At 33.7% G+C, this 14,254-nt stretch carries 9 protein-coding genes; 5 read left to right on the top strand and 4 right to left on the bottom strand.

Going from position 1 to position 14,254, the window contains the following annotated elements; all coding sequences use genetic code 11:
* Positions 1-181 precede the first annotated feature (181 nt).
* Positions 182-3,433 carry a DUF4175 family protein gene (locus QWY86_RS08170; protein ID WP_290240734.1) on the bottom strand — a complete coding sequence of 1,084 codons (3,252 nt, stop codon included), beginning with the start codon at positions 3,431-3,433 and terminating at the stop codon, positions 182-184.
* Positions 3,434-3,806: 373 nt separating this feature from the next.
* Here QWY86_RS08170 and QWY86_RS08165 point away from each other — a divergent pair, with 373 nt between their 5' ends.
* From QWY86_RS08165 to QWY86_RS08145, 5 genes are all read left to right on the top strand, one after another.
* Entirely contained in the window at positions 3,807-5,312 is a 1,506-nt protein-coding gene (locus QWY86_RS08165) for a family 16 glycosylhydrolase (protein ID WP_290240732.1), read from the top strand.
* Between the two features lie 74 nt (positions 5,313-5,386).
* Positions 5,387-7,747, top strand: coding sequence for a phosphocholine-specific phospholipase C (locus QWY86_RS08160; protein ID WP_290240730.1), 2,361 nt, complete (start codon positions 5,387-5,389; stop codon positions 7,745-7,747).
* A 165-nt stretch (positions 7,748-7,912) separates the two neighbouring features.
* A complete protein-coding gene (locus QWY86_RS08155) occupies positions 7,913-10,714 on the top strand; it encodes a ligand-binding sensor domain-containing protein (RefSeq protein ID WP_290240728.1) in 2,802 nt (933 codons plus the stop codon).
* Positions 10,715-10,745: 31 nt separating this feature from the next.
* Entirely contained in the window at positions 10,746-11,372 is a 627-nt protein-coding gene (locus tag QWY86_RS08150) for a response regulator transcription factor (protein ID WP_290240727.1), read from the top strand.
* Between the two features lie 209 nt (positions 11,373-11,581).
* Positions 11,582-12,442: a helix-turn-helix transcriptional regulator gene (locus QWY86_RS08145; RefSeq protein WP_290240725.1), complete on the top strand. Its 861-nt coding sequence runs from the start codon at positions 11,582-11,584 to the stop codon at positions 12,440-12,442.
* A gap of 244 nt (positions 12,443-12,686) precedes the next feature.
* Here the strand turns inward: QWY86_RS08145 and QWY86_RS08140 are convergent, their stop codons facing one another.
* Genes QWY86_RS08140 through QWY86_RS08130 form a run of 3 tightly spaced genes read right to left on the bottom strand, consistent with a single transcriptional unit; the run spans position 12,687 to position 14,204 of the window.
* Positions 12,687-13,256 carry a DUF2911 domain-containing protein gene (locus QWY86_RS08140; protein ID WP_290240724.1) on the bottom strand — a complete coding sequence of 190 codons (570 nt, stop codon included), beginning with the start codon at positions 13,254-13,256 and terminating at the stop codon, positions 12,687-12,689.
* A 55-nt stretch (positions 13,257-13,311) separates the two neighbouring features.
* Positions 13,312-13,497: a hypothetical protein gene (locus QWY86_RS08135; protein ID WP_290240722.1), complete on the bottom strand. Its 186-nt coding sequence runs from the start codon at positions 13,495-13,497 to the stop codon at positions 13,312-13,314.
* Positions 13,498-13,556: 59 nt separating this feature from the next.
* Positions 13,557-14,204 carry a polysaccharide deacetylase family protein gene (locus tag QWY86_RS08130; RefSeq protein WP_290240720.1) on the bottom strand — a complete coding sequence of 216 codons (648 nt, stop codon included), beginning with the start codon at positions 14,202-14,204 and terminating at the stop codon, positions 13,557-13,559.
* Positions 14,205-14,254: the final 50 nt, after the last annotated feature.

Here is a 14,254-nt window from a genome sequence, read left to right as displayed (position 1 = left end):
TAATGCAGCAAATTTAAGAAATAATAGTTACCCACAAATAGCCGTTTAGAATGAGCAGTCGTCACCCTGACCTGTAGCGCAGCGGAAAGCTACGAAGTAAATTCATTTCAGGGGTCTTATACACAGTAGATGCTGAAATAAATTCAGCATGACGAGCTGGATTATAATCTATAACAAAAACCTACTTCACCATATTTAATGATTTTAAATATTCGGCAATTTTGTTTTTATAATAATAATTTAACGTTGGCGGTATTTTTTGCAAAACATCGTTACCATTTTGCTGCTGTTTTTTATAATCATCAACCATCTTTTTATAAGATGCAGGAAATTCTTTTGCAGCTTTACTCTCACGCTTGTCATCCTCTTCCTGCTCCTTCTCTGCTTTTTCGGCATCGAGTAACTTAACCAAAAGTTCTTTTTGCCTGTTCATGGTTTCTTGCTGAAGCTTTTTGTTAACCAAATCACTTTCAGTTTCCTTCATTTCTTTAATCGCCTCATTTAAATTGCCGAGTTTACCTTTGCCATCTTTATTCTCTTCACGATTAATTTTTTCCAAAGCTTGCCTAATCATTTGTTGTTGCTGCGCCATTTTCCCAAACTCCTGACTCATTTCTCCTTTACCCACAGTACCTTGGTTTCCGCCAGATTTTTGCATTTGCTCTCTCGCTTTTTGCATGCTCTTATTCAACTGATCTTGCATTTGCGATAATTGCTTCATACCCTGCTTTTGTTTCCCTTTTCCACCTTTAGAGTTTTTCTGCATGTTTTGTAGCTGATTCAAAGCTTCACTTAACATCAAAGACAGATTATTTATCGATGTCATGGTGAATTGCTGGTATCTATTCGCTTCAGGTGTTCTCCGTTCTCCCAGATTATCCAAACTTTTATCAAGGTTGAAATTAATCTTATTCATTTCCTCATTTACGGTAGATTCTATTTGCGGAACCCTCTTACTTAAGCTGTACAAGCTATCTGCAATGGTTTTAAGGTTATCTTTAATGTTGCGCTGCTTCTGAACATTGCTCGTATAAGATGGATCTGAAGCATTCATACGCTTTAAGGCAAGCATTACCTTTTCCTGATCAAAAGAAGTATTCAGTAAGTTTTCTAATAATCTGCGCAATTCTTTAGCATTCAGGTTGTTCTCCATTTCCTCACCTTGCTGTTGCATTTCGCTCATTTTTTGAGCAAGCTTTTCCATTTGCTCCGAGGCTTTTTGCTGTTTCTGACTGGCAGATTTACTATCCTTTTTATCCAACGCTTCTTTACCGTCTTGCTGCTGTTTTTGAATATCTTGAATATCTTTTTCTGGGTTTTCGAATGGGTTTGGTCGTTCCAGCGATTGATTTTTTTCCTCCAGCTTTTTTAAATCATCTTTAATATCTTTCATCTCTTTATTCAAAGCATCTTGCTTTTGTTTTAGAGATTCATTATCCTGCTTTTTATCAGCCGTTTGTGCCGCAAGCTCTTTTTGTTGCTTCGCCAAATCACTTAATCTATCAATATCGTTTTGCAAATTCTGCTCAAACTCGAGTTGTTTGTAAAGTTCTAAAATTCTGTCAAGCTCGTTCTTAAGGGTTTTATTATCAAGCTGCATTTTCGATAATTCGTTTTGCGTTTGGTCTTTATTCCGCTCATTCATTAAGTTTTGGAGCTTTTGTAGCAATTCTTTAGTTTTTTCATCCAAAACATTATCAAACAAATCCTTAATTTGTTTTTGTTTCTCTTGTAAATCCTGGTTATCTGCCTGGTTTTCCTGTTGTTGCTGTGCGTTTTTTTGATTTAAATCTTTAATTTCCTTAACCGCTTCTTCAAGTTGTTTTTGTTTGTCTAATAGCTGCTCAATCTGCTTTTTATCTTCAAAAGATATCTGTTTTTTATCTATTAAACTCTGTGCAACTTTTTTACTTTCTTTTTCAATTGTTCCGGCTAACCTAATAGCCGATTGCATTTTTTGCTTAAGTGCTTTATTGTTAGCATTTACTTGCTCTGCAGTTTCGCTTTTTGTGGGTTGCTTAAATAATTTTGTCTCCGAACGTGTAATTTTTGCCCCATTAACACCATCATTATCAGCTACTTCAAAATAATATTCTATTTCTTGCCCGGGCTTAGCCGTTATGTTTTTTAAATCCCAGATATAGAAAAAGCTATTTTCGGTAACATTATTTTTTACCGAAATATTTTTAGAAACTGTACTGATAATTTTATTGCCCTCTTTGATGTTATATTTAAAACTCAACCTGCTAAAGCCATAGTCATCAGATATTTGCCCACTGAAATACAAGGCTTTATCACTTATCGAATCCTTTTTCTCTTCAACTGTAATACCGGGAGCTTGATCTTTAACTACCGTAATTTGATGAGCTAGAGAGTCTTTAAGTGTTACAAAATCATTCTGTGGCGTAATGCTATATTTAGCGTTATTCTTAATTATAGCAGCAAATGAAGCGGTGTTTTCAGAAACATTAATAGTCTGCTTTTTATCGTTCAACGTAAAAAGAATTGAGTTACTTTGTTCAGTTTTAAAGTTCCACGTTATTTTTGTTCCTTCAGGTAAAAGAATATCGCCAACATTATTAACGATTTCAGATTTTTTACCAAGATAGGCGGGAAAATTTAAAGTAGCTGTAGCATTTAATAATTCCGGGCGTGGTTTAACACGAACAGCAAATTCTGCCGAACTAAAACCACCGCCTTTAAAAACAAGCTTTTTATCGCCTTGTATATTTTTAACCGTATAATTAAATCGGCTAATATTCTCTTTTGTTAGCTTATAAGTATTTTTTCCATCTTCTACATAAACTTCTGCGGGGAACTCATCGCCCTCCAGTTTCAAATTAATGGTAAAATCATCACCCTGCGTAACCGTTAAATTTTTATTTAAAAGGGTAAAATTAAATGGGGCCTTTGGCGCAATATATTCATCATATTTAAAAAAGCTGTTGGTGCCTTCCTTTAAAATTGTAGGCGCCAAAAAAGCTATCAATAAAATAATAGATAGCGGAACAAATAAATATTTGAGGTATTTCCTATTATCGTTAATTCGCACAGCCGTGCTAAAGGGAACTGGTTTTAAATCAAAAATTTTCTGGTCTATACTTGCCAGAATAAGTTGGTTTTCGGGTAAATTTTCAGCTAATCGTTGCAGATGAAGCGTATTGAGAAGTTTATCTTTAATATCGCTAAAATGGTTGCCAATAATAACAGAAGCTTCATCGAAAGACAAATGCTTGCCAAGTTTTAGCATAGCAAGCAATGGTTTAATAATCAGCAAGCCAATTATAACAATAGCAACCATCAAAAACGAGAAGAAAACAAAAGTTTTAAATCCTGCGCCAGGGTTCAAATAATAAAGGCTTATAAAAATGAGCACATATAGAGCAAGCAAAATAGCGGCACTGTAAATGCTTCCCCGTAAAATTTTATTCAAATAAAACTTACGGATAAATTCGTCTATTTTTCTGATTAGCTCATTATAGTTATTGCTCACCATATCAACGTAAATGTAAAAATAAATCCAATCAATTGCACTTAGCCAACAATATGGTAACGCGAATAATATAAATTGTTTATCTGTTGTTCTATTTTTATTTGAAAACGACGGTTTCTTACTTCATGGCATCTTTAGTCCCGCTTTACTCCGTTACACTCCGTGCTTGCTACCATCTGGTTTATTTAACAACGGTTTTTCGCAATAGCGTTGTCGTCAAAAAATTATTCCTTAATACTATGGTTACACAAAACTTAAGTAACTTTAACTGCAAACCCATACTTTTGGGTCAAAAAAATCGTCAAAACCAGATATGAAACGAATATTTATTTCAGCCTTTATGGTATTCATCTTTACAGCTTCTTTTGCTCAAAAATTTAACTGGAACAAAAATCAGGTTATTGCTCATCGTGGCGCCTGGAAAAAGAACAAATTGCCAGAAAACTCTATTGCAGCATTAAATGAGGCCGTTCGTTTAGGCTGTTATGGTTCTGAATTCGATGTTTGGATGACTGCCGACGGCGTGTTAGTTGTAAATCACGATCCTGAATTTCAAGGATTAAAAATAGAAACCGTAAAATACGAGGAATTACTAACCAAAACCATGAGCAATGGCGAAAAAATTCCAACTCTAGAAAGTTATCTGCAAGCCGGAAAAAAACAAAAAACCACTAAGCTGATTTTAGAAATAAAACCATCGCTAATTAGTAAAGAACGCGGTATTGAGGTAACCAATAAATGCGTTGAAATGGTTAAAAAACTAAAGGTTATAGACTGGACAGAATACATCAGTTTCGATTACGATTATTGTAAACGTGTGCTGCAATTACTTCCAAATGCGAAGGTTGCGTATTTAAGAGGAGAAATAAGTGCAGAGCAATTGAAAACGGATAAGTTCACTGGTGCAGATTATCATTACAGCGTTTACCAAAAAGATAATTGGATAGAAAATGCACAAAAACTAGGTTTAACTATAAATGCATGGACCGTAAACACCGTACCAGAAATGCAATGGTTATTGGCTCATAATGTAGAGCTTATCACCACAAACGAACCAGAATTACTTTTCGAAGAAATAAAGAATACGCCGGTAGCAAAAGGCTGGAAGTTAAAATGGAGTGACGAGTTTAACGATGCCGGACTTCCATTGGCAAAAAATTGGAGTTACGATGTTGGAGGAGATGGTTACGGAAATAACGAATTACAATATTATACTAAATCTGATAGTGCAAATGCAATTGTTAAAAAAGGTAATTTAAACATTATTGCATTAAAGGAAGAGAATGATAAAAACCACTACACTTCAGCTCGTTTAGTTACAAAAGGCAAATTTGACTTTAAATATGGCAGGGTAGAGGCCCGGATGATTTTGCCAAAAGGCAGGGGTTTATGGCCTGCATTTTGGGGTTTACCAAGTAATGCAAAATATGGTGGTTGGCCAAAAAGTGGCGAAATAGATATTATGGAGCATGTAGGTTACGATCCGGATAACGTACATGGAACGGTGCATACTGAAAAATTTAACCACATCATTAAAACCCAGGTTGGCAAGGCTTTAAAGGTACAAAATCCATACACCGAATATCATGTTTATGCTGTAGAATGGTTTGAAGATAGAATTGATTTCTACATCGACGACCAAAAATATTTAACATTCAAAAATACTGGTAAAGGCGCTGGCGACTGGCCATTTGACCAAGACTTTCACTTAATTTTAAATTTAGCTGTTGGCGGTAATTGGGGCGGAAGTAAGGGCATTGATGATACTATTTTCCCTGCCACAATGAAAGTTGATTACGTAAGGGTTTATCAAAAGTAAGTGAAAATGTAAAATGGATGATGGAACTGGGATAATGGCACTAATTTATCCTCCATTTTTAATATTTTAAACCAATGGATTCTCGTAGAGCGTTTTTAAAAAAGGCAGCATTATTAGCCGGTACAACCGGGCTTGCAAATACTTCAGTACTTAAGGCAATGGCAATAAATGCCGAGCCAGGAAGTACCTTTTATGATGCTGAGCATATTGTTTTTTTAATGCAGGAAAACCGATCTTTTGACCATATGTTCGGCAAATTGAAAGGCGTTCGCGGCTTTAATGATCCACATCCACACATCCAGCCAGATGGAAATAAGGTTTGGCTGCAAAAGGATGGTCAGGGATACACCTACGCACCATTTCATGTAGATATTAATAAAACCAAAATAACCTGGCAAGGTGGTTTGCCTCACTCATGGAACGATCAGGTCGCAGCCAGGAATGGCGGAAGATATGATAAGTGGTTTCCTGTAAAAACGGCGATGACATTATCTTATTATGATAGAAATGATGTTCCATTTTACTATGCATTAGCTGATGCTTTTACTGTTTGCGATCAACACTTCTGTTCCTCGTTAACTGGAACTACGCCAAACAGGCTTTTCTTTTTTACCGGAACAGTTCGCGGAGAAAAAAATCAAAATAGAGTTGCGGTAGTAAATAACGATCAGGCAGAATCTCAAAACAACGTTTTTGTAGATTGGCCCACTTTTCAAGAAAAACTGGAAGATAACGGGATTGATTGGCGCATTTACCAAAACGAATTGTGGACTTCTAAACTACCCGAAGGAGAAATTGATGACTGGTGTGGAAACTATGGGGATAATCCTGTTGAATATGTAAGCCGTCATAATGTGAAGTTATCGGCTTATTTTAGAAAAAATGGAGATAATACCGTAAAACCAGCATTAACACCTGCAGAAGTTCAGGCTAAGTATGATAAGCTATCCCAGAGAGAAAAAAATTTAATAGACAAAGCTTTTACAACCAATATTTCTCAAAAAGATTATATCGAGGTTGAGCCTTTTACCTTTACTAATGATAAAGGAAACAAAGAGACAATCAATATCCCCAAGGGGGATATTTTTCATCAATTTAGAAAAGATGTAGATAATGGAAAATTACCAACAGTTTCGTGGTTGGTAGCACCACAACGCTTTTCTGATCATACAAGTTCGCCGCTATACGGAACTTGGTATGTTAGCGAAGCACTCGATATTTTAACCAAAAACCCTGAAGTTTGGAAGAAAACAATTTTTGTGCTCACTTACGATGAAAACGATGGTTATTTCGATCACCAACCACCATTTGTGGTTCCAAATCCCGTAGATCCTTCGACCGGCAAAGTATCCGAAGGAATAAATTTTGCCCCTGATTATGAAAACAGAAAGGGTAGTCCGATAGGCTTAGGATACAGAGTGCCAATGGTTGTTGCCTCTCCTTGGAGCAAGGGTGGCTTTGTAAATTCTCAGGTTTTTGATCATACTTCTTCGCTAATGTTTATGGAGAAATGGCTTTCTAAAAAAACTGGAAAAACGATTAAAAGCAATAACATTAGCGATTGGCGACGGAATTTCTGTGGCGACTTAACTTCCGTTTTTAGGCCGTATAATGGAGGAGAAATTAAATCACCAGAACCACTAAAGCGAGAAACTGTAGTTACAAATATTGTAAATGCTAAAAATAAACCTGCTCAACTTGGTCCAACTGCATTAAATAAAGTTGAGGTTGCTAAAATAAACCGATATGAGAATTTTGATTCCGAAACATCTAAATATGCCCCTAAACAAGAAATTGGAACAAAGCCTGCATGCGTATTGCCTTATCAACTAACGGTTGATGCTATAATAAAAAACAATAACGTTGAAATAAAATTTGAAGCAGCTAAAACACTTTTTGGTAGCGAAATGGAAACAGTTGGCGCACCATTTAACATGAATACAATTGCTAGTTATAAAGGTGTAATCGGTAAAAATTGGGCTTACGCAGTGAAGAGTGGCGATGTTTTAACCGATGAAATCAGCGTTGATGATTTTGACAATGGAATTTATAATTTTGCAATTTACGGTCCAAATGGCTTTTACAGAAGCTTTAAAGGGAATCATAAAAATGCTGATTTAACTATTGTTGCTAAGCCAGAAATTACAGGCCTTCTAGCAAAAAAAATAAGCGGAAATTTGATTTTATCGCTTGAAAATAAGGGTTCAATGCAAATCAATATTCAAATTATTGACAATAAATACAAAGGTCAAACAAAAACTGTTACGGTAAAACCAAAGTCTGTTACAAGTGTAATTTTAAATTTATCTAAAAATGCAAATTGGTACGATTTCAGTGTTATTCAAACAGGTAACAGCATTTTCAAGCATCGTTATTCTGGAAAAATAGAAACCGGAATGGTAACTCAAACCGATCCTTTCATGGGTGGTACATAAAAACCACCATCAATCGAACTTATTTAATGAAATAAATTATGCTTATTTTGCATCCCGATGCGAAGTAAAGGCCTTATAATCAAAATCATAATTTTCTTTTTGTTTTGTAGCAATCAGATTTATGCCCAGAGTTATAATTTTACGAGATACGGTCTAAAAGAGGGTTTGCCTCAATCGCAAGTAAGCGTAATTTATCAGGCTAAAAACAGAACACTTTGGTTAGGCACTTTTGGCGGTGTTAGCAATTTCGATGGCAAAACATTTACTTCTTACAGCAAAGCCGATGGATTAATCTCCAACTCGATAACCAGTATTGTTGAGGCTGTTGGAGGGCAGATTTATATCGGAACGGAATTCGGACTCAATGTTTTATCCGACGGAAAAATCAAAACCATATTATCAAACAGCTATATATCTCAACTAAAAAAAGATAAAAATGGAATTGTTTGGGGTTTAAGCAACAGAAAACTATTTCAAATTGTTAAAGGTAAACCTATTTTTTCTGATTTAAAAAATGCTCATCTAACTTGCTTAGCTGTAGATAAAAAAGGCGATTTATTTGCCTTTGTTTGGGAAAAAGGTATTTATAAACGTGAAAGTACAGGGTGGAAATTATTTCAGAAATTTCCGGCCGATATTGCTTCTACATTTGTTTCTAAAATTATTTTCGATGAAAGCGACCCAAATAAAATTTATGTGTTATCGAGCAAGCTTGGTGTTTATTCGTTAACAAAAAAGCAATTAAATCGAATATTTATACATAATAATTCATCCAACTATTATACAATTGCACAAGATGGTAAAGGCGGCTTGTGGGTAGGAACAGATAGGGGTGTGTATTTACTGAATAAAAATAAAACCACTATTTATTTTAATGATACCAATGGTTTAAGCGATAATAGAGTCCATGATGTTTTTAAGGATGAAGAAAATAATATGTGGATTTCGTGCTTTAGCGATGGACTTTACAAATATGAAGGTGATGCATTTATAAGATACGTTACATTTAAGGGGCAAAATTTAAATTTCCCGATAAGCAGTTTGGCTGCTGATAAAAAAGATAATCTTTGGATGGGTAGTATTACAAAAGGACTTTTAATGTACGATGGAACTAAAATAGAGCCCGTTTCTAATCCAGAACTTAGAAATAGAAACATCCTTTTTACTTATACCGATAGAAGCAAAAATATTTGGATTTCTGCCCAAGATAAAGGCTTGTGGAAGTATGATGGTTCAAAATTTTCTCAAGAGCTAAAACCTGGAACATCCGATTTTCATTCTATGCTGCAGGATAATAATGGTGCTTATTGGATTAATAATTCTATGCAAACCTTGTATATAAAGGATGGTAAAACAGAGTTGATAGAGGGATTTAGTGGTTACAACTCTTGCATATATGCTTTAGATGGCGATAGTGTTTTTCTCGGAACTTCTACGGGTGTCTTTTTACTTAAAAATAAAAAGGTAGATAAGCATTTCAAAATTAAAGAGCTTGATGGTGTTTATGTTTTAAACATCACCAAACAAAACAATAAAATTTTATTTGCAACACTGGGAGATGGGATTGTATCGTGGAATCCTAAAACTAAAGCAGTAGAAAAATACACAGTTGGTAGCGGTTTAAATTCCAATGACGTGTACAGTATGGCGCCCGATAGTAATAACTTTTTATGGATTGGAACGGGTAGAGGAATAAATAAACTATTTTTTAATAAAAAAACAGATAAGTACGAGGTTTTAGTAAATAGTCCATTGGTTATTGAATGTAATCAAGGCGCAATTATCAATTATAAAAGCAGCATGGTTATTGGTACCGTTAACGGTCTCATTCGCTGCCAAACAAATACCAATTCAACGACAAAAATTGGTCCGCATATCTTTGTAGATTTTATAAAAGTTTTTCATAAGAATGATAAAAAGAAAGACATTTATATCACGCCAGAAATAATTAAGGGAAACCCACAAACACTAACTTACAACCAAAACCACCTATCCATTAGCTTTAAAGCCATATATTTATCCAATCCGGATAATGTATTGTATAGCTACAAAATGATCGGAGTTGATGCAGATTATAGTTCTCCGATAAGCAGCAATGAAATAGAATATTCTTCTATAAAACCAGGTAATTATACGTTTGAAGTTTACGCAATTGCCGGTGGTAAACCTTCTAATATCGAGCGATTTAGCTTTACAATAGTTCCTCCAATTTATGATACGATTTTATTTAAAATCTTTGCATTTATTGCTTTAATTCTTTTAATATGGTTTATATTTTTCTTGATTTTTAAGGCTAAAGAGCGAAAGAAATTACAATTAGAAAGGATAAAAATTGAGGAACATGAAAAAATAAGAAGGCAAACCGCCGAAGATTTTCACGATGATATTGGGAATAAACTCACCAGAATTAACGTATTATCAGAAATATTGGATAAAAAGGTTGATGACAAACAGACTGATCAAAAGGAGCTAATTCGATTGATAAGAGAAAATACAGGTCAATTGTACACAGGCACAAAAGATATTCTGTGGGCATTAGATCCAAAAAGCGATAATTTACATTCAATTTTAATACACATTAAGAATTTTGGTGTTGATTTGTTTCAAAACACCGGGATAACTTTTATGATGGAAGGAATAGTGCTAGAATACGAGAATATTGGTCTGTCGATGGAGTTTAATAGAAACGTAACGCTTATTTTTAAGGAGATGCTAAACAATATTCTGAAGCACGCGAAGGCACAAAACGTTGTTGTATTAGTTATTACAAATAATCAAAACAACATCGAAATTTTAACAACAGACGATGGAATAGGATTTAATTTACAACAAGTTAAAGATGGTAGAGGATTGAACAACATAATTACAAGAGCTAATAGAATAAATTCTACATTTAAAATTACCTCGGAACCTGGGCAGGGTACAAATATTTTAATTTCTACGGATATTACTGTTACAAATTTCTGAAATTAGCGTCAAATAGATTTAAAAAACAGAAATGAGCAAAAAACTAAGAATTATTTTAATAGAAGATGATGATATTCTTAGGATGGGCTATGAATCTATTCTGAATGATGTGCCAGATTTTGAAGTTGTAAATACTTATTCATCATACGATTTAGCCAAAAAACAAATTTTAGATGATAATCCGGAAGTAATTCTACTGGATTTGCAAATCCCAGGTACCAGCGGTATGGTGGCGCTTCCATCAATTAAAAAATTGCTGCCAAAGTGTAATATTATAATTTTAACAGTATTTGATTCCCCTGAGCAAGTCTTCGAAGCATTAACTTTAGGTGCGGGAGGATATCTAACCAAGAATTCAAGCTCATCAAAAATTATTGATGCAATTAGAGAAGTAAGTACTGGTGGAGGCGCCATGAGCACTAACGTAGCGAGAATAGTGATGCATTCCTTTCAAAAAAACCTAAACTCACCATTAACTAAAAGGGAAACGGAGATTTTAGATCGCATTGCGAATGGACAAACAAAACCTCAAATTGCAAAAGAATTGTTCATCGACCAGGAAACGGTTAGAAGCCATGTTAAAAACATTTACATTAAACTCGATGTAAACTCCAAATCAGAAGCGATAAAGGCAGCCAAAGAAAAGCGATTTATCTGATTCACAATCTCTTCTAAAATATCCCCCTTTTTGGGTGGTGCTTCATTTTAATTTAGCGTTTAATTTTACTAACCCTAAATTAAACTTGTGAACCACTTAAATCTGCTTTCTAATCATTTTTTGATGTGCTCTTTGGAAGCCGTATTTAATGTGCATGGGTTTCAATTTAATAAAATCAATTGTTGCACAACTAATTACTTTCCAAACTGATGAAATACTCCAAAGTATTAGCTAACGGAAATACGATTGTTAGTGAAACTTCTTGTGATGCTTCTTCTCAACATAAAAACACAAACTATACTATAAAATTTGTTTTTGGTGGGAGTGAAAATTATGGCATACAAAATAGAAACTTTAATATATACCCTGATAGTTTTGCTGTGCTAAATGCAGGTACTCAGTTTATCAGCAAAATAGAATCTATAACTCCGGTAAGAACGTTTTCTATATCATTCACCGAAACTTTTATAAACGAATTTCACAAATCCCTTAGAAAAGATAATAAACATTACACAGGAATAAAATTTGATTCAAAAACGTTTAGCGAATCTGTTTATCCTTTTTCTGATGATATAAAACAAAATGTTAATCTACTTAAAAACTATCTTGATAAAGGGCTAAATGATGAAATATTAATTAACGAGTACATGCACGATACACTCTTGAATTATTATAAAATTTATGATGAAGAATTTAATCAGCGTATTAATAAATTAAGTTTTGTGCGTGTAAAAACGAAGCAAGATGTTTTAAAGCGATTAACTATTGCAAAGGAATATATGAGCAGTAATTTTAATAAGAATATTACGCTTGAAGGTGTTGCTGAGCATTGTTGTTTATCAGTAAACCACTTCCTAAAAACATTTAAAGAAGCGTACGATGTTACTCCATATCAATATTTAGTTCAAATTAGGTTAAAAAGAGCAAAGGATCTATTACAATATTCTAACTATTCTTTAAATGAAATTGTAAATATGGTAGGGTTCGAATGCCCAAGCTCATTTATCAGATTATTTAAAAATAACTTTAAAATTACGCCCTCAAAATACAAGAAAAGTAGACTAAATTAAAATACAAAAAAGTGATTTTTACATATTTTTTATATGTACTGAACACTATTTTTACAGACACTTTCAAGTTAGACTTTGTAGAAGTTTTACCTGATAGGTTAATAATGATAGAAAAAAGCAAGCTTCCAGGATTGGAGTTTGCTTTTTATTTTTTAGAGCAATTGGTAAGAAAATAAATTCTGCATTACAGGCAAATAAAAAAGCCTTGAAATTTTTCAAGGCTTAGATATAATTTTTTGTTTTTCTAAAAATTTATGGGCAGCTCTATTTGAGTTTTATCCCAACCCGCAATTAAATTTACTCCATCTGTTTTGGACGTAAAAGTTATTGAGAAGTATTCAATTGGCTTATTGAGATTTTTAACGGGTACATTTATACGTACAACATCTTTTGTTTCATCATAGCTAAAAGCGCCCCATTTATCCGTTTGTTTGTTAACAATAATAGTCCATGCATTCTTATTTGGGATGGCAAATAAACTATAAGTTCCGGCTTTAATTTTCTTTTCCCCGATGGATACCTTTTTAAAGAAGTGAATTTCCGTACTTTCATTAGCGCCAAAACGCCAAATTTTTCCGTACTGCTCTAAAACACCAAAAATATCGCGTCCTTTTTTTTGCGGACGAGAATATATTACTTTTACAATAGGTTTGGTTGCATCATCTGCCTTTACTTTAGCCGCATTTATTGGATAATAAACAATATCTGCAGGACTTGGATCTGCAACCGGAAATTTAACATCAATATTCGATGAATCTTGAGCTTTCGCTGTAAAACATAATAAAGCAAAAGCAACAATGAAAATATTCCTCATTTGCTGTGTTTTAGAAATTTAAAGATAAACAGAAGGTAAAACCGAAAAATTCGATTTAATATTTTCTGCCTTTAACAATAGCATTTAGAAATAAGCCAGCGCTTAATAATCCAAGTACACCACCTAAAAGTGCAAAAATATAACTTTGAGTAATTATAGCTCCTGTTAAAATACCGAAGAATAAACCTAATGCGTAATAAAGCCAGTTGAAATTATTGTTGCTGTTTTCTTGTACACTCATTTTTTTAATATTTGAGGCAAAGTTAATATTTATTTTAAATTTTACTTTGCGTTAGTAACTTAATGATTTAATAAATCGTCAATTCTAGTTAAATAATAACCATTTTGTTGTAAATAGGTTATTAATTCACCTAAGTGATTATAAAATTTGTCGGTTCTTCTTGGGTCTGTACCAATGTGAAGCAACAATATAAATCCATTTAAACCTTTAGAATTGGTTTCATTATATCTTTTGATAGACTTTAAAATCTCATCACTACTTCGATAAGCCTTTCCTAATTCTGGATAAGTATAATCTGCGTTAGAACGTGTACCAGGGCTAAAATTAATAAGTTGAAGTTTTTGAACTTTTGTCCAGTCTGAAATTTGCTGATTATACCATTCATAAGGAGGTAAGAAGTATTCGGCGTCCTTTTTAAAAACGCCAAAACGTTCCATTTCTTTGTAGTTGGCTAATAAATCGCTTCTAAATTCTCTTTCCGTTACAAGTATACTGTCTCTTTTTTGCCAATCGCAATACAGCAAATGTTTATTTGAATGTGCTCCGAGATAATGTCCATCGGCTTTTAATTCATTAATAATGTTGTAAAAAGATTTATTGCGATAAAAGTTTCCTGTTAGAAAAAATGAAGCTTTAACATTTTTCTCTTTTAACGTTCTTTGTATTGATGATCCGCCATCTGCAAATTCATCTCCAGTAAAAACCAAAGCAATTTTTTTCTTTGTTGAATCTCCACGAACAATAGCACCTAAATATT

This window comes from Pedobacter aquatilis, from assembly GCF_030409415.1.
Lineage (GTDB): Bacteria > Bacteroidota > Bacteroidia > Sphingobacteriales > Sphingobacteriaceae > Pedobacter > Pedobacter aquatilis.
This window is presented reverse-complemented; position numbering and strand designations above follow the sequence as displayed.